This is a genomic window from Bradyrhizobium sp. CCBAU 53351, assembly GCF_015291745.1.
Classification (GTDB): domain Bacteria; phylum Pseudomonadota; class Alphaproteobacteria; order Rhizobiales; family Xanthobacteraceae; genus Bradyrhizobium.
Window position 1 is genome coordinate 2747113 of record NZ_CP030059.1, and the last position, 23285, is coordinate 2770397.

Sequence of the window (23285 nt, forward strand, 5' to 3'; positions counted from 1 at the left end):
ATTGACTCTGTCCTGATGGTAATCCTAGATGCTCGCGACGGTTTCCCCGAGAGGGGATGAAAAGGGAATGCGGTGCGGGGACATTGTCTCCAATGCCGCGGCTGCCCCCGCAACTGTAAGCGGCGAATCTTGCATCACGAGCCACTGGGCATCTCGGTCCCGGGAAGGCGACGCAAGGTACTGACCCGCGAGCCAGGAGACCTGCCGTCAGCCGTGGTCACACGCGAAGATGTCGGTCGGGGAGTACAGACATTCGGCTTCATCGGACGGCCGCAAGGCCAAAGGTGAGACCTCGTTCGCTGTGACGTGCCACTGACGTCATACCGAGGTTTTGTGCCGTGTCTTCCATCCGCATCCTACGACCGCGCCGCTTCCTGATCGCCTCCGCAGCGCTCACGTTGGCAGTGGCCGATCTGCCCGCCGCGATGGCGCAGCAGGCTCGCGAACGGCTGCCGGCGGTCGAAATCTCGCCGGCCCAATCCCGCAAGCAGGCGAAGCCTGCTGGCCGGGAGGGGCAAAGCGCCCGCCGCGCGTCCTCGCACAGATCCGCTGCTACGGCAGCGCCAAAGCCTGCGGTGCCTGGCGATGGCGTACAGACGCAGGCGGCGACACCGCTCAACAGCAATGCGGTGGCCGAAAGCGCCTCGCGGCTCGGCCTGACGGTGCGCGAGACGCCGGCGACCGTCGAGGTGATCTCTGCCGAGACCATGCGCGAGCAGGGCTATCGCACCGTGTCCGAGGTGGCGCAGGGCGCGGTCGGCGTCACCTCCGGGGATGCGCCGGGGGAGCCGGCAGGTTTCTCGATGCGCGGCTTCACCAACAGTCAGATCAACACGCTCTACAACGGCATCAAGATCGGCCCGCAGAACATGACCTCGCGGATCATGGACACCGCCAATCTGGAAGCCGTGGAGTTCTTGAAGGGACCGGCCTCGCTGATCTCGGGCGAGGGCGCCGCCGGCGGTGCGATCAATTTCGTCACCAAGCAGCCGCATACGGGGCCGATCCGGAACGAGGCTGACTTCTCCTGGGATTCGCTGAACTCGTTCCGCGCGCATTACGGCTCGGGCGGCAGCACCAACGTGCAGGGCCTCGACTATCGCTTCGACATCAGCCGTTCCTCGCTCAACGGCTTTGTCGACGACACCAATACCAAGATGCTGGATGTGTCGGGTCAGCTCAACTACCGCATCTCCGACAGCCTCAAGGTCTGGGGCGCGATCGAATATCGCGAGGATCGCGGCAAGGCCTATTGGGGCGCACCGCTTGTGCCGGTCGCTTTCAGCGGCGCGCATGCGACGAGCGGGATCGTGTCCGGCAATTACGTCTCGAACTACAACAAGACCAACCTCGGCGCCGTCACCATCGACGACCGGACCTTCAACACCAATTACAACGTTCTCGACAATCGCAACGTGGCGCAGGAGGTGTGGCTCCGCGGTGGCTTCGAGCTGAAGCTGGCGCCCGACCTGATCCTGAAGAGCCAGGCCTATGGCTACGGCGCCGAGCGCACGTGGTTCAACAATGAGGTTGAGGCGTTCAATTCCGGAACGAACCTGGTCGATCGCGAGCGCTTTTACGTCGCCCATAGCCAGCGTCTCGTCGGCAATGTCACAGACCTGATCTGGGACACAGACATCGCCGGCTTCGACAACCGGTTGGTCACGACGTTGTCCTCGAGCTATCTCGATTTCGTCAGGCCGGGCGCCGCCAATTTCCCCGGCGATTCCGTGTCCCTCGTCGATCCCAACCGCGGCTTCTACGGCACGCTCACGACCAAGCGGCAGACCGCCCGGATCGACAACGAGGCGCTGTCGTTCGAGGACCGGCTGAAGCTGACGCGGACGTTCTCGCTGATCGGCGGCCTGCGCGTCGAGCATATCGGGCTCGACCGCAACTCGATGGACTCCGCGGGGCTCGTGAACGCGGGTTTCCCTTACACCAAGGACTGGGCCCCGGTGACCGGGCGCATCGGCTACACCTGGGAAGCCGTGCCGGGCCTGACCTTCTTCAGCCAGTACGCCACCGGCGCGGACGTCTCGGCCAACAACATCTTTTTGCTATCACCGACCCAGCCGCTCGATCTCACGACCGCGCGCACCTACGAGACCGGGGTCAAGCACCTGTTCTGGGACAACAGGGCGGAATGGTCGTTCTCGGCCTACGACATCCTGCGCAAGAACGTCTATGCCGCCGCCGGCGGGCAGGCGCTCAATATCGCCGGGCGGCAGGAGTCCAAGGGCGTCGAGCTTGCCGCCTCGGTGCGCCCGATCGATCCGCTGCGGCTGTGGGGCAACATCGCCTATGTCGATGCGCGCTATGCCGATTACGACTTCGTCGGCGGATCGTTCTCCGGCAACACGCCGCCGAACGTACCGCGCATCGTCGCCAATGCCGGCGCATCGTATCGGTTCTTCACGCCCTGGCCGGTGGAGCTCGGAATCACCGGCCGCCATGTCGGCGACCGCTACAACACCGACGCCAACACGGTGACGATGAAGGCTTACACCGTCGCCGACGTCTACGCCTTCGTCGACATTCCCAAGACCGTATTTGGCGCTGTCGACCAGGCCCGCCTGACCTTCCGCGTCCGCAACATCACCGACAAGCGCTACGCGATCTGGGGCGATCCGTTCTATCCCGATCAGATCCTGCTCGGCGCGCCGCGCACCTATGAACTCTCGGCGGCGTTCAAATGGTAGGGCGCTGACCGCATGATGGCCGCGATCGTCCTGCTGCATCGCTGGCTCGGGATCGCGTTCTGCCTGCTGTTCGCGATGTGGTTCGCGACGGGAATCGTGATGCACTTCGTTCCGTTTCCGTCGCTGACGGAAGCGGAGCGCTTTGCCGGTCTTGCGCCGCTGGACCGGACGGATGCGCGGATCGCGGTTGCCGATGCCGTCGTCGCGAGCGGAATCACGGACGCCACGCGTGTCAGGCTGATCCGGCGAAGCGATGGGCTCGCTTATGTCATTACGGGACCATCGCGCCTGCGCGCCGTGCGCGGCTCCGACGGGAGCGACGCAGAGGTGGTGTCCTCCGATGTGGCGCTCGCCATCGGGCGGGATCACGCCCGCAACCGCGGGCTCGATGCCGCGCACGCAACCTTGCTCGCGAAGGCGGATTACGATCAATGGACCGTGCCGAACGGCTTCGATCGTCACCGGCCGTTGTTTCGCATCGCCCTCGGCGATGCCGCCGGAACGGAGCTCTATGTCTCCTCGCGCACCGGCGAGGTCGTCCTGGATACGACGCGAGGCGAGCGCGGCTGGAATTGGGCCGGCAGCGTGCTGCACTGGATCTACCCGACGGTGCTGAGACGCGACTGGGCGCTGTGGGACGGCGTCGTCTGGACATTGTCGTTGTTGGCCTTGATCGCAGCCGTGCTGGGTGCGGCGCTCGGAATCGCGCAGATCAGGACGAGGAATGGCCGCCCCGCAACGCCTTATCGCGGGTGGCACGCATGGCATCACGTCCTTGGCCTTGCCGCGACGCTGTTCGTGCTCAGCTGGATCTTCAGCGGCTGGCTCTCGATGGACCATGGCCGGCTGTTCTCGCGCGGACAGCTGACGGGCTCGGAAGCTGGCGCCGCGTACGCCGTGCCCCGCTGGACGGAGGCACTGTCGCTGGAGCGGACGCCACTGGCGTCATCGGTCTGGGAAGCCGAATGGTTCGGCTTCGATGGCGAGGTCTATCGTCGCGATCGGCTCGCGCTGGCTTCGCAGAAATTGATCAGGACCAAAGATACATCCGGCGCGGGACAAGCCGGCGTCCTGAGCGCGGGCGAGGTTCGGGGCTTGACGTCCCGCCTTGCCAAAGATTGCGGCATCCCAGGCGTTTTGGCCGGCAATGATGATTATCCCGCACGATCCGCCGTACCAAGTGCGCCGGTCTACCGGGTGCATTGCGGCGAGCTCTGGTTCGATATCGACGGCGCCGACGGCAATGTGCTGCAAAGGCTGGATGCCTCGCGGCGCGCCTATCGCTGGTTCTACGCCGCGTTGCACACGCTGGATTTTCCGATCCTCATGGCGCATCCGCTTCTGCGCGATATCCTGATCGTCGGGCTCTGTGCAATCGGATTCGTGTTTTCCATGACCGGCGTCGTCATCGGCTGGCGGCGCCTGCGGCTGTCTCTGAGGGTCTGACTCCAGGCGAACCAGCCGGCCCGAATGGCGGTGAGATCCCGCTGGCGAAGGTCCGGTTAGTGGCATACCATTTGCACGCCAATGGGTTCTGGTTTCACCTGCCCTTGGCCAACGACGGCCGGCATCACAGCATTACTGGGAGGACGTCATGGATCGCAGGACCGTATTGAAGGGACTTGCCGGCGCGGGCGGTCTGGCATTGACCGGCCTCTCGGCCCCGGCGATCGCGCAAGGCGCATCAGCCCGTACCCTCCGCTTCGTGCCGCAGGCCAATCTCGCCAATTTCGATCCGATCTGGGGCACGCAATATGTCGTGCGCAATGCCGCGGCGCTGGTCTGGGACACGCTTTACGGCATCGACGCGCAGCTGCAGCCGCAGCGCCAGATGATCGAGTCCGAGGAGACCTCGGACGACGGCAAGACCTGGACGTTCCGCTTGCGCCCCGGTCTCAAGTTCCACGATGGCGAGCCGGTGCTGGCCAAGGACGCCGTTGCCAGCCTGTCACGCTGGGCTGCGCGCGATCCGATGGGGCTGATGATCATCGCCATCCAGCAGGAACTGACGGCCGTCGACGATCGCACCTTCAAATGGGTCTTGAAGCAGCCCTTCCCGAAAATGCTCTATGCGCTCGCCAAGAACAACGCGCCGTGCTCCTTCATCATGCCGGAACGGATCGCCAAGACCGATCCCTTCAAGCAGATCACCGAATATGTCGGCTCGGGTCCGATGAAGTTCGCCAAGAGCGAGTGGGTCCCAGGCGCCAAGTCGGTGTTCGAGAAGTTCACCGATTACGTGCCGCGGCAGGAGAAGGCCTCCTGGCTCGCCGGCGGCAAGCAGATCCTGGTCGATCGCGTGGAATGGATCGTGATGCCGGACCCCGCGACCGCGGCGGCTGCCTTGCAGAACGGCGAGGTCGACTGGTGGGAGAACCCGATCGCCGATCTCGTGCCCGTCCTGAAGAAGAACAAGAACATCAGCGTCGACATCGGCGATCCCCTCGGCAATATCGGCTCGTTCCGCATGAACCATTTGTTCGCGCCGTTCAACGACGTGCGGGCGCGGCGCGCGGTGCTGATGGCGCTCAGCCAGGAAGACTACATGCGCGCGATCGTCGGCGACGACAACGCGTTGTGGAAGCCGCTGCCCGGCTTCTTCACGCCGGATACGCCCGTGTACAACGAGATGGGCGGCGAGATCCTGAAGGGCAAGCGCGACTTCGATGCCGCCAAGAAGCTGCTGGCCGAAAGCGGCTATTCCGGCCAGCCGGTGACATGTCTCGTCGCGCAGGACCAGCCGATCACCAAGGCGCAGGGCGACGTCACTGCGGATCTGTTGAAGCGGCTCGGCATGAATGTCGACTTCGTCGCGACCGATTGGGGCACGGTCGGCTCTCGCCGTGCGGCGAAGACGCCGCCCGGGCAGGGCGGGTGGAACATGTTCCACAGCTGGCATGCCGGCGCCGACTGCATCACGCCCGCCGCCTACACCGCCATCCGCGCCAACGGCGACAAGGCCTGGTTCGGCTGGCCCAACAGCCCGAACACCGAGAAGGAGATTGCAGGCTGGTTCGACGCCAAGAGTGTCGAGGAAGAGAAGGCGGCGATCGGGCGGGTCAACAAGGCAGCGATCGAGGATGTCGTCTATGCGCCGACCGGCTTCTTCCTGACCTACACGGCGTGGCGCAAGAACGTCTCCGGCATCGCCAAGGGGCCGCTGCCGTTCTTCTGGGGCGTGTCGAAGTCCGCATGATGGTGTGCTGAAGCCAGATGCTCTCCTACATCCTCCGTCGCGTCGTCGCGACCTTGCCGGTGATGGCGATCGTCGCGCTGTTCGTGTTCAGCCTGCTCTACATCGCGCCGGGCGATCCCGCCGTGGTGATCGCGGGCGATCAGGCGAGCCCGGAGGATGTGGAGCGCATCCGCCAGAGCCTCGGCCTCGATCGTCCGTTCCTGGTGCAGTTCGGAAGCTGGGTCTGGCGCATCCTGCACGGCGATCTCGGCACGTCTATCTTCACCAATTTGCCGGTATCGGCGATGATCGGGCAGCGGCTCGGACCGACGCTGTCGCTGATGATCGTCACGCTGCTGCTCACGATCGTGGTGGCGGTGCCGCTCGGCGTCGTGGCGGCCTGGAAGGCCGGCAGCCTGATCGACCGCGTCATCATGGGCTTTGCCGTGTTCGGCTTCTCGCTCCCCGTCTTCGTGGTCGGCTACATGCTCGCCTACATCTTCGCCCTCGAGCTCGAATGGTTGCCGGTGCAGGGTTATACGCCGCTCAATCAAGGCTTCTGGCCGTGGCTGGAGAATTTGATCCTGCCAGCGATCGCGCTCGGCTGCGTCTACATCGCCCTGGTCGCGCGCATCACCCGCGCCGCCATGCTCGAAGTGCTGCAGCAGGACTATATCCGCACGGCCAAGGCCAAGGGCCTCGGCCAGGGCGGCATCCTGTTCATTCACGCCTTGAAGAACGCGGCCGTGCCGATCGTGACCGTGATCGGGATCGGCATTGCGCTGCTGATCGGCGGTGCGGTGGTGACCGAGAGCGTGTTCGCGATTCCCGGCCTCGGCCGTCTCACGATCGATGCGATCCTGCGCCGCGACTATCCCGTCATCCAGGGCATCGTGCTGCTGTTCAGCTTCGTCTACGTCCTCGTCAATCTGATGATCGACGTCATCTATACGCTCGTTGACCCGAGGATTCGCTATTGACCGACACCACCGTCAATCCGCAATCGCTACCCACCGGCCTCGTCCTCGCGCCGCAATTGCCGGAGATTCTCCGGCCGGTCAGGATACGCCGCGGCTTCGTCGGCCTGTTGCGCGGCCACCCCACGGTCGCGATCGGCGGCGCATTGCTGCTGACATTGGTGCTGATCGCGATTTTTGCGCCCTATCTTTGGACGGTTGATCCGACCGCGCTTGCGCCGGCCAAACGCACGCGGGCGCCGTCGGCTGATTTCTGGTTCGGCACCGACGTTCTCGGCCGCGACATCTATTCGCGTGTGCTGTTCGGCGCACGGGTCTCGCTCACGGTCGGCCTGTCGGTGGCGATTTTCGCATCCGCGGCGGGGCTTGCCATCGGCATGGTCTCGGGCTTCATCCGCTGGACCGACGGCATCCTGATGCGCTTCATGGACGGGCTGATGTCGATCCCGCCGATCCTGCTCGCCATCGCGTTGATGGCGCTGACGCGCGGCAGCGTCGGCAACGTCATCCTGGCCATCACCGTGGCCGAGATCCCGCGCGTCTCGCGTCTCGTCCGCAGCGTCGTGTTGTCGCTGCGCGAGCAGCCCTATGTGGATGCGGCGGTGGCCTGCGGCACGCGCACGCCGATGATCATCCTGCGCCACATCCTGCCGAACACGGTGGCGCCGATGCTGGTGCAGGCGACTTATATCTGCGCCAGCGCCATGATCACCGAGGCGATCCTGTCCTTCATCGGCGCCGGCACGCCGCCGACCATTCCATCCTGGGGCAACATCATGGCCGAGGGCCGCGCGCTGTGGCAGGTCAAGCCCTACATCGTGTTCTTCCCGGCAGCGTTCCTGTCCGTCACGGTGCTTGCGGTAAACCTGCTCGGCGACGGCCTTCGCGATGCGCTCGACCCGCGCATGGCCAAGAGCCTGTGAGGGGCTGACCGCTATGGCCCTGCTCGAAGTCGAAAACCTCCAGACCCATTTCCGCACCCCCGGCGGCATCAACCGCGCGGTGGATGGCGTGTCCTTCCACGTCAATGAAGGCGAAACGCTTGCCATCGTCGGCGAATCCGGCTGCGGCAAATCGGTGACCTCGATGTCCTTGATGCGGCTGATCCCGGAGCCGCCGGGCAGGATCGCAGGCAGCATCCGCTTTGCGGGGAAGGATCTCCTCGAGCTCTCTGACCGCGAGATGCGCGCGATCCGCGGCAACGACATCTCGATGATCTTCCAGGAACCGATGACGAGCCTGAACCCGGTTCTCACCGTCGGTCGCCAGATCCGCGAGACCTTGATGATCCATCAGGGCCTGGACAAGCAGGCCGCCGAGGCACACGCGATCGAGATGCTGACGCTGGTCGGCATCCCCGAGCCGAAGCGGCGGGTGCGCGAATATCCGCACCAGCTCTCCGGCGGCATGCGCCAGCGCGTCATGATCGCCATCGCGCTCGCCTGCAATCCGAAGCTCCTGATCGCGGATGAGCCGACCACCGCGCTCGACGTGACGATCCAGGCGCAGATCCTCAAGCTAATGCTGGATCTCAAGCGCCGGGTCGGCGCGGCCATCATTCTCATCACGCACGACCTTGGCGTCGTCGCCGAGATCGCCGAGCGCGTCATGGTGATGTATGCCGGCCGCAAGGTCGAGGAGGCGCCGGTCGCCGAGTTGTTCCGTTCCCCACGCCATCCCTACACGCAAGGCCTGCTGGGCGCCGTGCCGCGGCTCGGCTCCTCCCTGACGGGCATGGCACGACGGCTTGCCGAAATTCCCGGCCAGGTGCCCGACCTGCGCAAGCCGATCACCGGCTGCGTCTTCGCCGGCCGCTGTGCGCTCGCGACCGATCTGTGCCGGCAATACGCGCCGGGCCTCGAAGAGAAGGGGCCGCGCCACATCGCCGCCTGTCACTACGCGGCCAAGGGAGCGGTCGCGGCATGAGCCCTCCGCTGCTCCAGGTCAACGACCTCAAGAAGCATTTTCCGGTCAAGGGCCGTCTGTTCAGCCGCAAGCGTGAGTTCGTCTATGCGGTCGACGGCGTCTCCTTCGAGATCGCGCGCGGCGAGACACTGTCGCTGGTCGGCGAGTCCGGCTGCGGCAAGTCGACGGTCGGCCGCGCCATCCTGCGGCTGTTCGACATCACCGCAGGGCAAGTCATTCTCGACGGCCAGCGCATCGATGACGCCGCACCCAGCACGATACGCCAGATGCGCCGCCGCGTGCAGGTGGTGTTCCAGGATCCGTTCTCGAGCCTCAACCCGCGCATGCGGGTGCGCGACATTCTCGCCGAACCGATCCGCAATTTCGGCCTCGCCAAGTCGGCGGAGGATCTCGAGGTTCGCCTCACGGCGCTGATGGACACCGTGCGCCTGCCGCGCGAGGCGCTCCATCGCAGGCCGCACGAATTCTCCGGCGGACAGCGTCAGCGTATCGGCATCGCGCGGGCGCTCGCGGCGGAGCCCGAACTGATCGTGTGCGACGAGGCGGTCTCGGCGCTCGATGTCTCGGTCAAGGCGCAGATCGTCAATCTCCTGCAGGATCTGCAGAGCGAGTTCGGCCTAGCGCTCTTGTTCATCAGCCACGACCTCGCGATCGTCGAGCACATGACGCACCGCGTCGCGGTGATGTATCTCGGCAAGATCGTCGAGGTGGCTCCCCGCCGCGAGATCTTTGCCGCGCCGAGACACCCCTACACCAAGGCGCTGCTCTCGGCGGTGCCGCTGCCCGAACCGGGCGCCCAGCGCAATCCGATCATCCTGAAGGGCGACGTCCCGAGCCCGATCAATCCGCCGAAGGGATGTCGCTTCCACACCCGCTGCCCGTTCGTCTTCGATCGCTGCCGGACCGAGGAGCCGGTGCTGCGCGCGGCCGGAGCCGAGCAGTGGGTGGCCTGTCATCTCGAAGACGGTGCCGCCGCGACGAGCAGCTGAGGACTGGATTTTCGTCGGAAATTCGTCAACAAAAACAACCCCATTCTACTGTGCATGGGGTTGTTTTCGCGTTTTCGATTTGGCCGGCCTCAACCCTGCCGGCGCAGGAAGCCTGTGATGGTAACCTTTTCCCAGATCCCGGCCGCGGCAAAGGGATCGGCGCGGTTGAAAGCCTCGACCTCGCTGCGGCCGGGCGCCTCGATCAGGAACAGGCTGCCGATCATCGTCTGGCCATCGTCGGAGACGAGCGGCCCCGACATCACGATCTTGACCCCGAAGCGCGAGGTGTCGCTGAGGAACGCCTTGTGGGCATCGTAATTGGCGAGCCGGGTCGGCAGCGCGCCGGCGCGGTCGACGGCGTGAATGGCGAACAGCATGGTGTCTCCGTGTCTTGCTTCAGTGTTGGGACGGCCGCCATGGCGGCCGTCCGGACGTGATGGGTGGAGTTACTTCGCGCCGAGCTTGCTGGCGTCCTCGAAGGTCGGGCACGTCCGCTGCTCCAGCGGCACGTCGAATGGCTGGTAATTGTCCTTGGTGATGACGGTCGGCTTCAGCACGATCTCGGCGATGACGGGCTGGTTGCGCAGGGCGCGGATCGCCATCATGGTGCCGAGGCATCCTTGCGCAAATCCGTTGTAGTCGCCGCTCGCGAGCAGCTTGCCTGACTTGATCGCGTCGATCGCTTCCTTGGTGCCGTTGATGCCGATCACCTGCGCCTTGCGGTTGGCGCCGTCGAGCGCCTCGATCGCGCCGACCGCCATGGCGTCGTTGGCGGCGAGCACGCCGTCGATCTGCGAATTCGACTGCATCAGGTTCTCCATGACCTGGAGCGCCTGCAGCCGTTGATAGTTGCCGGGCTGCGAGGCCAGCAGCTTGGCGCCCGCATTCTCCTTCAGCGCGTCGTTGAAGCCGCGGACGCGGTCGACGTTGGTCAGCGAGCCCTTGACGCCCTCGATGATGACGATGTTGCCCTTGCCGCCGAGTGTCTTCAGCAGGAAGCGTGCGGTCTCGAGGCCCAGGCTGTAATCGTCGGCGCCGACGAAGGACAGGAACTTGCCGCCCGCGGAGCGGTCGGTGATGTTGACGACAGGGATCTTGGCCTCGTTGATCTTCTCGACACCAGGCACCATGGCCTTGTAGTCGACCGGCGTGAACACGATCGCGCTCGGCTTCTTCACCACGACGTCTTCGATCTGGCTCAGTTGTTCGGGGATCGAGTCCGGCTTGGTCGGGATGTATTGCAGCGTCTTCGCATTCAGCGTCTTCGCCATGTTGTCGGCGCCGACCCGCACCGTCTGGAAGAACGGGTTGGTCTGGTTCTTGGTGAAGACGGCGATGGTCTCGCCGTCGGCCCGCGCTTGCGTGGTGAATGCCGCCGCCATCAGCAGCGGCAGCGTCAGATAGCCCAGTGTCCGTTTCATGTTGCCTCCATCCCTCGTTTTGCTTGTTGGAACTCTAAGAACTCATTGCGCGCGGCGGCGCGTCTTCATGTCGAGCCAGACCGCGAGAATGACGATGATGCCGGTGACGAGCGGCTGCCAATTGGCGCTGACCGAGAGCAGGTTCATGCCGTTCAGCACCAAGGTCAGGATCAGTGCGCCGATGAAGGTGCCGAACACGGTGCCGACGCCGCCGAACAACGAGGTGCCGCCGATCAGCACCGCCGCGATGGCGGGCAGGGTCAGGCTTTCGCCGATGTCGGCTTCGGCCGAATTGAGCCGCGACAGGAAGATGATCGAGGCGAGCCCCGCCATGATGCCTGAGACCGTGTAGACCAGCAGCAGGCGCCGCGCGACCGGAATGCCGGAGAGGCGGGCCGCGACCGGATTGGCGCCGATCGCATAGATCTCCTGACCCCAGATCGTGCGTTGCGCGAAGAACGTTCCGATGCCGAGGAACACCAGCAGCAGATAGACCGGGATCGGCAGGCCGAACAGATAGCCGCTGCCGATCTGGCGGAAGCCCGCGGGGAAGCCGTGCAGCGTTTCGCCCGCCATGTACCAATAGGTGAGCCCGTTCAGCACCCACAGCATGCCGTAAGTTGCGATGAAGGAGGGGATGCGCAGCGCGGTGACCATGACGCCGTTGAGGAGGCCGACGATGCCGCCGCAGGCGAGCCCCGTGAGGATGCCGAGCGCCGGCGAGCCGGTCTTGTGGATCACGGTGCCGGCGATGCAGGCCGACAGCGCGACATTGGCGCCGACGGACAGATCGAGGCCGGCGGTCAGCACCACCAGTGTCAGGCCTGAGGCGATGAAGAAGGTCAGGCTCGCCTGGCGCAGCACGTTGAGGATATTGCCGAGGCTGAGGAAGGAGTCGCTGAGCACGGCGAGCACCGCGCAGATTAGCAGCGCCGCGAGCAGGCGGTAGAACACCTGGATCGCGTCTTGCGACAGGAAAGAGCGCGGCGGCATGATCGTCTCTTTGGTGATGTCGGTCATGCCCGGCTCCTGAGGCCATCGAGGAACAGCGCGACGATGACGAGCACGCCGACGCTGGCGACCTGCACGGAGGACGGCAACGAGATCAGGTTCAGCCCGTTACGCAATACGCCGACGGAGAGGACGCCGAGCAGGGTGCCGAGCAGCCAGCCATTGCCGCGCTCGAACGAGGTGCCGCCGACGGCGACCGCGGCGATGGCATCGAATTCGAGGCCGAGGCCCGCGGTCGGGTGGCCGGAATTCATCCGCGCGGTCATCAACAGGCCGGCGATGCCGGCCATGGCGCCGCCGATCGCATAGACCGCGATCAGCAGCTTGTTCGGCGACAGGCCGGCATAGCGCAGCGCCTCGCGGTTGCCGCCGAGCGCGAAAATGTAGGTGCCGAAGCGGGTGTGATAGAGCAAGCCGTGGAACGCCGCGTAGGTGACCAGCGCCATCACGATCGGCACGGGAATGCCGAGCAGCGTCGCCGAATAGATGTCGCGCACGCTGTGGGGGATGCCGACCACGCTCTGGCCGTCGCTGACGATCAGCGACAGGCCCTGCGCCATGCCGAGCGTGCCCAGCGTCGCGACGAAGGGCGGAATGCCAAGGATCGCCACCAGCCAGCCGTTGGTGACACCGAAGGCTGCGCCGACGAGGAGCCCGGCGCCGAGGCCCAGCAGCATTGACTTGGTCGCGAGCGACACAATGGCAACGCACAGCGAGGTCAGCGTCAGCACCGCGCCCATCGACAGGTCCAGCCCCTCGGTCATGATGATCAGCGTCATCGGCAGAGCGAGCATGGTGAGGATGGTCGATTGCACCAGCACATTGGAGAGGTTGGCGACCGACAGGAAGCCGGGTGCGATCGCGCCGAACAGGGCGATGAGCAGCACCAGCACGATGGCGACGCCGGGAATGCGCTGCAATGGATTCGGCTGTGAGACGACCGCGGCTTCACGCATGATGCATCCCCAGGCGCACGATGTTTTCCTCCGTGAGTTCGTTGCGCGTCAGATGCCCGGCGATGCGGCCCTCGCGCATCACATAGGCGCGGTCGCAGACGTGGCAGATCTCGACCTGCTCGGACGAGATCATCAGCGCCGCCGCGCCGTCGGCCACAAGACGGTCGATCAGCGCAAAGATCTCCGACTTGGCGCCGACGTCGATGCCGCGCGTCGGCTCGTCGAAGATGAAGAGCTTTGAGCCGGCCGCCAGCCATTTGCCGATCACGACCTTCTGCTGGTTGCCGCCGGAGAGCAGGCCGACGGTCTGCCGCGCGCTCGGCGTTGCGATGCGCAATTGCCGGATCAGGGCGTCGGAGGTGCGCTGCGCGCCGCGCTGGTCGAACAAGCCGCTCGGGAACAGTTTTCGCAGCGCCGACACCACGAGGTTGTCGCTCACCGACCGCAGCAGCGCGAGGCCCTCGCTCTTGCGGCTCTCCGGGATCAGCGCGATGCCGCGGCGGGCGGCAAGGTCAGGCTCGCCGGAAATCGCCTTGCCGTCGAAGATGATCTCGCCTGACGTGACGGGATCGGCGCCGAAGATGGCGCGCGCGACCTCGCTGCGGCCGGAGCCGACGAGGCCGCACAGGCCCACGATCTCGCCCCGGCGCACCTCGATGTTGATGTCGGAGATGCCGGTGGGCGAAGTCAGGCCTTTGACCTCCAGCAGCAGCTCGCCCGGCTTGTCGGCAAAGTGACGGGGATAGGTCATGTCGACGTTGCGGCCGACCATCATGCGCACGAGCTGGTCCGGCGTGACGTCGGCGGGCCTGACGCCGTCGATGCGGCGGCCGTCGCGCAGCACCGTGATGCGGTCGCCGAGCGCGAACACTTCGGCCATGCGATGCGAGATGTAGACGATGGACACGCCGTCTGCCTTGAGCCGTGCGATCAAAGCGAACAAGAGCTCTGTCTCGCGGTCGGACAGCGCCGCGGTCGGCTCATCCATGACGAGGATCCGCGCGTTCTGGCTGATCGCCTTGGCGATCTCGACCATCTGCTGCTGCGCGACGCCGAGCTTGTCGACGGTGGTGGAGGGATCGATGTCAAAGCCGATCGTGTCGAGGACGCGCCTGGCGTCGGCCAGGATCCTGCGGCGGTCGATGGTGCCGGGGATACGGCCCTTCGGCTCGCGCCCAAGGAAGATGTTCTGGGCGATGTCCAGATAGGGGACCAGCGAGAATTCCTGGAAGATCACGGCAATGCCGAGCTTCTGCGCATCCGCAGTCGAGGAGATCGCGACCTTCTCGCCGTTGTGATAGAACTCCCCGGCATCGGCACGATAGGCGCCACACAGCACCTTCATCAGGCTCGACTTGCCGGCGCCGTTTTCGCCCAGCAGCATGTGGACTTCGCCGGGATACACTGCAAAGGACACGTCATCCAGCGCCTTGACGCCGGGAAACTCCTTGCTGATGCCGCGCAGCTCCAAGAGCGGCGTGGGTGAGGTAACATCGATCGGAAGCGCGTCGCTCATATGTTGGCTCCGCTCGCAAAGATCTTTCCGGGATTCATCAACCCGTCAGGATCGAGCGCCCGCTTGATTGATCGCATCACGTCCACTGCCTCGCCGAGTTCGTCCGTGAGATAGTCGATCTTGCCGAGCCCGATGCCGTGCTCGCCGGTGCAGGTGCCGTCCATGGATATGGCGCGGGCGACCATACGGGCCTGCAGCGCCTTGGCGCCTTCGGCTTCCTCGGGCTTCGCCGGGTCGATCAGGATCAGCATGTGGAAATTGCCGTCGCCGACATGGCCGACGATCGGCGCCGTAAAACCGTGCTGGTCTGCGTCCCGCCGCGTCTCGGTCAGGCATTCCGCCAGCCGGGAGATCGGCACGCAGACATCGGTGATCACGGCGCGCGCGCCAGGCCGCAGGCCCAGCCCCGCATAAAGCGTGTTGTCGCGCGCGTGCCAGAGCCGGCTGCGGTCTTCCTGTGCCTTGGCCCAGGCAAAGCCATGTCCGCCGTGGTCGGCGGCGATCGCCTGTGCGGCCTCGGCCTGCTCGGCAACGGAGCTCTCGGAGCCATGGAATTCGAAGAACAGGGTCGGTGCCTCGCGATAGCCGAGCTTGGCGTAGGCGTTGATGCCGCGCATCATGACGTCGTCGAGCAGTTCGATCCGGGCCACGGGGATCGCGGACTGGATCACCGAGATGGCGGTATCCACGGCGTTGTGCAGGCTGTCGAAGCTGCAGACAGCCGCCGAGATCGCCTGCGGCACGGGATGCACTTTCAGCGTGATCCCGGTGATGACGCCGAGCGTGCCTTCCGCGCCGACGAACATGCGGGTCAAATCGTAGCCCGCGGCTGATTTCCGCGCGCGCCTGGCGGTGCGGATGATGCGGCCGTCGGCCAGCACCACCTCCAGCGCCATGACATTATCCTTCATGGTGCCGTAACGCACTGCCATGGTCCCGGAGGCGCGGGTCGAGGTCATGCCGCCGATCGAGGCGTCGGCGCCGGGATCGATCGGGAAAAACAGGCCGGTATTGCGCAGCTCCGCATTGAGCTGCTTGCGGGTGATGCCGGGCTGCACCACGACATCCATGTCGCTGTCGTGCACGGCCAGCACCTTGTCCATGCGCGCGAAGTCGAAGCAGACTCCGCCCGCGACCGCGGCCGCATTGCCTTCGAGCGAGGTGCCGGCGCCGAACGGCACGATCGGCATATTCGCACCAGCGCACAGCTTGACGATCTCGGCGACCTCCTGCGTCGTCTCGGGGAAGACGACGATGTCGGGCGGCAGGCTCCGGTAATGCGACTCGCTCTGCCCGTGCTGATCGAGCACGCCGCGCGCAACGCTCGCGCGCGGGCCGATCAGGCCGGTGAGGCGATCGGCCAATATGCTCGTGCTGACCCGCGGTCCCATCCTGGTTCCCTGTCTGCTCCCTGTTGCCGGACTCTTGTTCGGTCCATCGCCGCCAAGCTTAGGCGGCTCTTGCGTTGCTCGCGACCTGCTTCAGGCCGAAATCATAATTGAGGTGAAAATACTCACCGTCCACCATGCGACCATCCGGCGCACGGCCGGCGGGGTGACGGACGAACTCCCGGATCAGGCTGTCCTTGACGCCGAACACCACGTCGCTGTCGAGATATTGGTCGCCGGCAACGAACACGTGCGTCACGAGCTGCTCGAAGCCGGGCGCCGAGATCATGAAGTGCACATGTGCCGGGCGCCAGGGATGGCGTCCCTGGGCCTCCAGCATGTCGCCGACCGGACCGTCATGCGGAATGGGGTAGGCGGCCGGCTTGATCGACCAGAAATGGAAGCGGCCGTTGGCATCGGTGTGGAAGCGGGCGCGCATGGCGAGATCGCCGATGCTGTCGAGTTGCTGCACGTCGTAATAGCCGTCATCGTCGGAGTGCCAGACGTCCACGACGGCGCCTGCCAGCGGCTTGCCGTCGACGGTCGAAACCGATCCGGTGACGAGCATCGAATCGCCTTCCATCGGGCCGGAGATGTCGGCGCCGCTGTCCTTCTCCGGCGCGGCCTGCACGAAGAACGGGCCGAGCACGGTGGTCTCGGTCGCGCCCTCCGGCACCGGGTGATTGATGGCATCGACCAGCATGGAGACACCGAGCGTGTCCGACAGCAGGATGAACTCCTGGCGCTTGTCGTTGCACATGTGGCCGGTGCGGGTCAGGAAGTCGATGCCGAACTCCCACTCCTTCTGGGTCGGACGCACCTCGCGGACGAAGGCGTGAAGATGACGCACCAGCGCTTCGCTGATCTCTTTGATCCGCGGATCGGTCGCGCCCGCGATCCGCTCCAGCACTGCTTCCGTGATCGTGGTCTCGTTGAAGTTACGCATGGGGCCTCCGAGGATCAGAGTTCGGGTTCGCCAAGGCCGGACAGCCGCTCGAGATGTTTGACGGTGGCGATGAAGTCGGTGTCGCCGTCGCCTTGGGCGACCAGCGAGCCATAGGTCTCGCGCACTTGTGCGGCGAGCTGAAGCGGCACGCCGACGGCATGGCCGGCACCGAGAATGAGGTCGAGGTCCTTGGCCATCTGCTTGCAGGAGAAGGTTGACTCGAAGTCGCGCCTGCGCAGTGGCGCGGTCTTGTACTTCACCATGGGGGAGGCGACCGCGCTGTCGTCGAGCACCTTCAGGATGTCCTGCCAGGCAATGCCGCCCTTGCGAGCCAGCGCGAGGCTTTCCGCTATCATCGCGGCCGACACCGCGATCATTAGATTGACCGAGAGCTTTGCGTAGCGCGCTTCTTCGGCGGGCCCGAGATAGGTCTGGGCACGGGTGAAGGCTGCGAACAGCGGCTTGAGTTTCTCGAACGCATCCTTGGGGCCCGAGACGAAGCAGGTCAGCGCGCCCGTGTGGACGATGCTGGCATTGCCGGAAACCGGCGAACGCAGATAGGCAATGCCGCGCGCCTGCGCGGCGGCTGCGACTTCGGTCGAGGCCTCGACGCTGACGGTACTGGTCTCGATGAGGACCGCGTCTGGCGCCATTGCGGCGACCAAGCCGGCGGAGCCGAGCAGCGCCCCGCGCAAGGCTGCATCGTCGGGCAGGGAGGTGACGACAGCGGCCTTGCCGCTGACGGCCTCGGCCGGCGATGCCACAGTCGCAATGCCTTGCGTGCGCGCCTCGTTGATCCGTGCCGCGCTCTGATCGAACGCGGTGACGGCGTAACCGGCCTTGGCCACGAGCGCCGACATCGGCAGGCCCATCTTACCAATTCCGATGAAAGCGATGTTCTTCGAAGCGTTTGTCATTGTTATCGTCCGTTGGCGCCTTCAGGCGGCGCGTCCCTGTCGTTCGATGTCCTGCACCAGCCGCCGGCCCGATTGCGCTAGCAGCTCTTTCTTGGCCTCCAATCCTTCGACCGGCAGTCGGCCATTCCGCTTCTTCCAGGCGCCGCCGATCATGACGGCCTCGATGTTGGCGAGGCTTGTCTGCATCACCACGGTCGCGACGGGATCATGAACCGGGTGGAGATTGAGGTCGGAGGCGTTGATGATGACGAGGTCGGCGAGCTTGCCCGGTGTCAGCGATCCGATCTGGTTTTCGCGGCCGAGCATGCGGGCACCTTCCGTCGTGATCCATCGCAGCGCCTCGCGCACGGGAACCGTGGTCGTCGCCGGAATGCTGCCGCTGGTCTTGCGCGACTCGGCATTGTCGAGCGCCCGCTGCATGGACAGCGCGATGCGGGCGGCGGAGAAGAGATCGCCGGCCAGGATGGATTCGAGGTCGATGCCGATCGTCGGCCGCACGCCGCGCTTGAGCAAACGCCCGGTGATCGGAAAACCATGGCCCTGGATCATCTCGTTCTCCGGCGTCACCGAGAACGACACGCCAAGATCGACCATCCGGTCCAGCAACGTGTCCGGCAGGTCGTTGCCATGGACGATGTTGGTGCCCGAACCGACGAGGCCAGCCTCGATCAGCTTCTCCCAGCCGCCGGCCGTCTTGGCCGGGCCGCCGCCCTGGTGCATGGAGGCGATCAGGTTCAGCTCGCGCGCCAGACGGAAGTCCTGCACCGCAACGTCGAGTGTCGAATAATGCGGACCGAGAATGGCGAGCCCGAGCGTGACGAGGCCGTCGCGGTCGGCAAGGGGGCCCGCCAGCAGCCGCTCGACCTCGCGGCGCGGGTGTGGCACTTCCGAGAAATGCGGCTCGCCCGGCTTCGGCTCCGGCTTGGGCGAACCGTGGAAGAAGGCGGCGCGGATCCCGCTCTCGATCAAGCCGTGTACGGCAGCGTCGGTGTGATCTGGCGTCGGATTGTTGTGGCACCAGTCAACCAGCGTGGTGGTGCCGCAATTGATCTGGTTCAGTGCGCCGACGAGGGTTGCAATGTGGATATCTTCGGGCCGGAACACGGTCGCAAGGCCGGCATGCATGCGGCGGAAATATTCCAGCAGCGTCCAGTTCGCGGCGAAGCCGCGCAAGCCGGTCTGCCAGGTGTGCATATGCGCGTTGATCAGGCCGGGAATGACGATGCGGTCCTTGCCGTCAATGATCTCGACATCTGTCGCGACGTCGATCGATGGCCGCACGTCGATGATGCGGCTGCCCTCGACCAGCACATCGCCGGTTGCGAGATCGCCGATCGCGTCATCCATGGTGATGACAATAGCGGATTTGATCAGCGTGCGCCGCATCGCCTCACACCGCCGCTTTGACGGGGACCGGCGGCTCGCCGGCCCAGGCGCGTGCAATCACATCGCGAATGGCGTTGCGGTCGAGCGGCCGCGGATTCCAGTAAGCATTGGTCACCGCGAGATCGGCCGCCTTGTCGATGCCGGCTTCGGGCATGCCGACGTCGCGCAGCGCCAGCTTCGCGCCGAGCCGCTTGGCGAGATCGTGAAGACCTTGCGGTGCGTCAGCCGCGCCGATCGCGCGCGAGATGCGTGAAATCGCATTGGGCACGGCCGGGGCGTTGTAAGCGAGCGCATGCGGCAGCACGATGGTGTGGGTTTCGGCATGCGGCAGATCAAACGTGCCGCCGAGCGTATGGCAGAGCTTGTGATGCAGCGCCATGCCGACAGTGCCCAGACAAACGCCGCACAGCCAGGCGCCATAGAGCGCTTCGGTGCGGGCCTCGCGATCGTCGCTTTTCGCGGCGATGGCGGGCAGGGCCTTGGCCAGGGCGCGAATGCCTTCTTCGGCCATCAGCAATGTCACGGGGTTGGCGTCGCGTGCGTACAGCGCCTCCACCGCATGCGCAATCGCGTTGATGCCGGATGTTGCCGCGAGGCTCGCCGGCAGCGTCAAGGTGAGATCGACATCGTAGATCACGGTCTCGGGCAGGATCGCCGCGTCGCGCACCGTGGTTTTCAGGCCGTTCTCGGTCTGCCCGACGATCGGCGTCATCTCCGAGCCGGCATAGGTGGTGGGAATGCAGAGCTGGTTGATTCCGGTGCGCAAGGCCAACGCCTTGCCGAGGCCCGTGGTCGAGCCGCCGCCGAGCGAGACGACGCAGTCGGCCTCGCACGCCTGCATCGCGGCGAGCGCGCGCTCCGTGACCTCGACCGGCGTGTGCATGGTCGCGCCGGGAAAGATGCCGGCATAGAGCGGGCCGAGCGCCGCGCCGAGGCTCTTGCCCTGCGCCTCCTGCTGCGGCGTCGTCAGCACCAGCGCGCGCTTGCCCCCGAGTCGCTCGACCTCGGCCTTTGCTTCAGCCAGCGTTCCGCTGCCGAACACGACGCGGCAGGGCAGGTTTTCAAAGGTGAACGAACCGATCATGCGCCGGTCTCTTTGATGGGATAATCGACCTGGAAGCGCCCGATCCGCAAGTCGCCCAATGCCTCGCGCACCCGTAGATGTTCCGGATGGCTGGCATAGGCGCTGAGCGCTGTCTGGTCGGTGAATTCGGAGAACAGAACGACATCGCAGGCGTAATCGACCGCGCTGACATCCATGCCGACTTCGATATGGGTGAGGCCGTCGATCCGGCCCTTGAGGCCCTCGAACAGCGTCTTGACCTTGACCCGGGCGGCGGATCTCTCCTCAGGGGTCTCCCCGCGCAGCCGCCACATCACGATGTGCCTGATCGGGCCCGACATTTCCTGATTTCCTCGCCTGTCCCAGTGCTTTGTTGGGAGCTATTTTGCCTTGCAGAAATCGGAAATAAAGACCAAAATTTGTAAGTCTCTTTTCCGATATGCGCAAAAATGGACCGGCTGCTTCAACTCGAGGTCTTCTCCAAAACGGCCGAGCTCGGCAGCCTTTCCAAAGCTGCCGAAACATTGCGGATGTCGAACGCGGCCGCGAGCCGCCATCTCAGCGCCCTGGAGGAGCGGCTTGCGGTCCGGCTGATCGAGCGCAACACGCGCCGGCAATGGCTGACCGAGGCAGGGCAGGAGCTGTTGCAACGCTGCAGCACGCTCTTGAACGAACTCGCCGAAGCCGAGGACGCCGTCTCCGACCGTGCGCTGTCACCGAAGGGCATGCTGCGCGTCACGTCCTCGCTGTCCTTTGCGATGATCTATCTCGCGCCGATGCTGCCCGCCTTCCGCGCGCTCTACCCCGATCTCAGTGTGCAGATCATCAGCGCCAACCGCTATCTGGATTTCATCGAGGCCGGCATCGACGTCGCGATCCGCACGCGCGAGCATGAGCCGGATTCCAACATCGTCGTCCGCCGCATTGGCCAGATGCACCGTGTGCTCGCGGCGGCTCCCTCCTATCTGGAAAAGCACGGCCGGCCCGAGCATCCCGCCGATCTCGCCCGCCACGACATGCTGATCTACAATCTCGCCAACGATCCCTATTCGCTACGGCTGAGCCAGGGCAGCACGACGCAGACGGTGCGGATCGCGCCGACGCTCGACAGCAATGACGGCCAGATCATTTGTGGTGCAGCGCGTGCGGGGCTCGGCATCCTGATCCAGCCGCTCTACATCGTGCAGGGCGATATCGCGGCCGGTCGGCTGGTGCCTGTCCTGAGCGACTGGCAGCTGCCGCTGCTCACCATGAACATCGCTTACCAGAACCGCGTCAGGCTGCCGGCCAAGATCAGGGTGTTCTCGGACTTCCTGGTCAGCCACATCCGCGAGCATTCAGAGCCAGGGATCTGGATGGACGCGGCGAAGTGAGCGGGAAGCATCCATGTATCTCGGCATCGATCTCGGCACCTCCGCAGTCAAGACGGTTCTCGTCGACGACACTCAGCGTGTGATTGCAAGCGCGAGCCGGCCGCTGACGATCGCCTCGCCGCAGCCGGGACATTCCGAGCAGAACCCCGCGCAATGGATCGATGCCGCCTTCGCCACGCTCGATGCGCTGAAGGCTTCGCATGGACAAGAGCTAGCGGCGGTCAAGGGCATTGGGCTGTCCGGCCAGATGCATGGCGCCACGCTGCTCGACGCGGGCTTGAGACCCTTGCGGCCCTGCATCCTCTGGAACGATGGACGCGCCGCCGCGGAATGTCGTGTCCTGGAGCAACGCTGGCCCGCCTTGCGCGCGGTGACGGGCAACAAGGCGATGCCGGGATTCACCGCGCCAAAACTGCTCTGGATCGCGACGCATGAGCCCGACATTTTCGCTGCGACGAAGCTCGTGCTGCAGCCAAAGGCCTATCTGCGCCTGGCGCTTTCGGGCGAGGCCGTCGAGGATGTCTCGGATGCATCGGGATCCCTGTGGTTCGACGCTGCGCGCCGGGACTGGTCGGACGCCGCATTGGCCGCAACCGGTCTGACGCGCGAGCACATGCCGCGTCTGGTCGAAGGATGCGCGCCCGCAGCAAGACTGCGGAGCGAGCTGGCGCGGCGCTGGGGCATAACCGGGCGGCCGGTGATCGCGGGCGGTGCCGGCGACAATCCGTCGGGCGCCATCGGCATCGGCGCGATCCAGCCGGGAACCGCGTTCATATCCTTGGGAACATCGGGTGCCCTGTTGGCGCCGACCGCCATGATCGCCGCCAATCCGGACCGCGCGGTGCACACGTTCTGCCATGCCATCCCGCGCATGTGGATACAGGCCGGCGCGATCCTGTCGGCCGCCTCCTGCCTGGCCTGGGCCGCGCGCCTGTTCGGTGTCACTGAGACCGAGTTGTTGGCGCCGCTAGGATCGCGCCCGCGGGCGCCGTCGCCGGTGAGCTTCCTGCCTTATCTCGCAGGGGAGCGGACACCGCATGACGATCCCGCCGTGCGCGGCATGCTCGATGGTTTGAGCCATGGCACCGATCGCAATGCGATCGTGCAGGCGGTGCTCGAAGGCGTTGCCTTCGCGCTGGCCGATTGCCGCGACGCGCTCGCGGATGCCGGTATCGCGATCGCGGAAGCCGACGTCATCGGCGGTGGTTCGCGGTCATCGTTCTGGCTTTCGGTTCTCGCAACCGTGCTGAATGTTCCCATCCACCGCTTTGCCGGCGGCGAGACCGGCGCGGCGTTCGGTGCGGCAAGATTGGGGCGGCTTGCTGTCACGGGTGAGGCAATCGCAACCGTGTGCACGCGACCGCAACGCGTCGAGACGTTCGAACCTGACACCGGGCTGACCGATGCTTACGCCGAACGGCTTCCCGCCTGGCGCGAACTGTATCGGCCGCGCCACTAGCATCGCCGCGATATCGTATTTCGCTGTGTTCGGTATTGCCCTGTGTCGCGGCCTTTTGTTTAATGCGTGAGCCGCGCTGA

General features: G+C 65.3%; 20 protein-coding genes and 1 riboswitch. Of the genes, 9 read left to right on the top strand and 11 right to left on the bottom strand.

The window, feature by feature from the left end:
- The first annotated feature begins 21 nt into the window (after positions 1-21).
- Positions 22-224, top strand: a riboswitch (cobalamin riboswitch).
- A 114-nt stretch (positions 225-338) separates the two neighbouring features.
- From XH83_RS12735 to XH83_RS12765, 7 genes are all read left to right on the top strand, one after another.
- Complete coding sequence (locus tag XH83_RS12735) at positions 339-2702, top strand: TonB-dependent siderophore receptor (RefSeq protein ID WP_194407323.1); 2364 nt, start codon at positions 339-341, stop codon at positions 2700-2702.
- Positions 2703-2714: 12 nt separating this feature from the next.
- The gene (locus XH83_RS12740; RefSeq protein WP_194407324.1) at positions 2715-4148 is read left to right on the top strand and encodes a PepSY domain-containing protein; all 1434 of its coding nucleotides are present in this window, start codon (positions 2715-2717) and stop codon (positions 4146-4148) included.
- 148 nt (positions 4149-4296) lie between these two features.
- Positions 4297-5898 (top strand): ABC transporter substrate-binding protein, encoded by a 1602-nt coding sequence (locus XH83_RS12745; protein WP_194407325.1) that lies wholly within the window; start codon positions 4297-4299, stop codon positions 5896-5898.
- A 17-nt stretch (positions 5899-5915) separates the two neighbouring features.
- Positions 5916-6857, top strand: a complete 942-nt coding sequence (locus tag XH83_RS12750) for an ABC transporter permease (protein ID WP_194407326.1) — start codon at positions 5916-5918, stop codon at positions 6855-6857.
- Complete coding sequence (locus XH83_RS12755; protein ID WP_194407327.1) at positions 6854-7777, top strand: ABC transporter permease; 924 nt, start codon at positions 6854-6856, stop codon at positions 7775-7777. Before XH83_RS12750 ends, XH83_RS12755 begins: the two co-directional genes overlap by 4 nt.
- A 13-nt stretch (positions 7778-7790) precedes the next feature.
- Entirely contained in the window at positions 7791-8780 is a 990-nt protein-coding gene (locus tag XH83_RS12760) for an ABC transporter ATP-binding protein (protein WP_194407328.1), read from the top strand.
- On the top strand, positions 8777-9769 hold the full coding sequence (locus XH83_RS12765; RefSeq protein ID WP_194407329.1) for an ABC transporter ATP-binding protein: 993 nt from the start codon (positions 8777-8779) through the stop codon (positions 9767-9769). The genes XH83_RS12760 and XH83_RS12765 overlap by 4 nt, the downstream gene beginning before the upstream one ends.
- 89 nt (positions 9770-9858) lie before the next feature.
- Here the strand turns inward: XH83_RS12765 and XH83_RS12770 are convergent, their stop codons facing one another.
- The 11 genes from XH83_RS12770 to XH83_RS12820 all read right to left on the bottom strand — a co-directional run bounded on the left by XH83_RS12770 (position 9859) and on the right by XH83_RS12820 (position 20714).
- A complete protein-coding gene (locus XH83_RS12770) occupies positions 9859-10146 on the bottom strand; it encodes a YciI family protein (protein ID WP_194407330.1) in 288 nt (95 codons plus the stop codon).
- A 69-nt stretch (positions 10147-10215) separates the two neighbouring features.
- On the bottom strand, positions 10216-11190 hold the full coding sequence (locus XH83_RS12775; RefSeq protein WP_194407331.1) for a sugar ABC transporter substrate-binding protein: 975 nt from the start codon (positions 11188-11190) through the stop codon (positions 10216-10218).
- Between the two features lie 42 nt (positions 11191-11232).
- Positions 11233-12210, bottom strand: a complete 978-nt coding sequence (locus XH83_RS12780) for an ABC transporter permease (protein ID WP_194407332.1) — start codon at positions 12208-12210, stop codon at positions 11233-11235.
- The gene (locus XH83_RS12785; RefSeq protein WP_194407333.1) at positions 12207-13157 is read right to left on the bottom strand and encodes an ABC transporter permease; all 951 of its coding nucleotides are present in this window, start codon (positions 13155-13157) and stop codon (positions 12207-12209) included. Before XH83_RS12785 ends, XH83_RS12780 begins: the two co-directional genes overlap by 4 nt.
- On the bottom strand, positions 13150-14673 hold the full coding sequence (locus XH83_RS12790; RefSeq protein WP_194407334.1) for a sugar ABC transporter ATP-binding protein: 1524 nt from the start codon (positions 14671-14673) through the stop codon (positions 13150-13152). Before XH83_RS12790 ends, XH83_RS12785 begins: the two co-directional genes overlap by 8 nt.
- The gene (locus tag XH83_RS12795; RefSeq protein ID WP_194407335.1) at positions 14670-16064 is read right to left on the bottom strand and encodes an FAD-linked oxidase C-terminal domain-containing protein; all 1395 of its coding nucleotides are present in this window, start codon (positions 16062-16064) and stop codon (positions 14670-14672) included. Before XH83_RS12795 ends, XH83_RS12790 begins: the two co-directional genes overlap by 4 nt.
- Positions 16065-16122: 58 nt before the next feature.
- Positions 16123-17007, bottom strand: coding sequence for an intradiol ring-cleavage dioxygenase (locus XH83_RS12800; RefSeq protein WP_194407336.1), 885 nt, complete (start codon positions 17005-17007; stop codon positions 16123-16125).
- A 14-nt stretch (positions 17008-17021) separates the two neighbouring features.
- Entirely contained in the window at positions 17022-17924 is a 903-nt protein-coding gene (locus XH83_RS12805; RefSeq protein WP_194407337.1) for an NAD(P)-dependent oxidoreductase, read from the bottom strand.
- Between the two features lie 21 nt (positions 17925-17945).
- Positions 17946-19310 (bottom strand): amidohydrolase family protein, encoded by a 1365-nt coding sequence (locus XH83_RS12810; RefSeq protein ID WP_194407338.1) that lies wholly within the window; start codon positions 19308-19310, stop codon positions 17946-17948.
- Positions 19311-19314: 4 nt separating this feature from the next.
- Entirely contained in the window at positions 19315-20394 is a 1080-nt protein-coding gene (locus XH83_RS12815; RefSeq protein WP_194407339.1) for a maleylacetate reductase, read from the bottom strand.
- On the bottom strand, positions 20391-20714 hold the full coding sequence (locus XH83_RS12820; protein WP_194407340.1) for a Dabb family protein: 324 nt from the start codon (positions 20712-20714) through the stop codon (positions 20391-20393). Before XH83_RS12820 ends, XH83_RS12815 begins: the two co-directional genes overlap by 4 nt.
- Positions 20715-20822: 108 nt before the next feature.
- On the opposite strand from XH83_RS12820, the gene XH83_RS12825 reads away from it, so the two are divergent.
- Both XH83_RS12825 and xylB read left to right on the top strand, forming a co-directional pair.
- Complete coding sequence (locus XH83_RS12825; protein ID WP_194407341.1) at positions 20823-21746, top strand: LysR family transcriptional regulator; 924 nt, start codon at positions 20823-20825, stop codon at positions 21744-21746.
- A 13-nt stretch (positions 21747-21759) separates the two neighbouring features.
- Positions 21760-23205, top strand: a complete 1446-nt coding sequence (xylB, locus tag XH83_RS12830) for a xylulokinase (protein WP_194407342.1) — start codon at positions 21760-21762, stop codon at positions 23203-23205.
- The last annotated feature ends 80 nt before the right edge of the window (positions 23206-23285 follow it).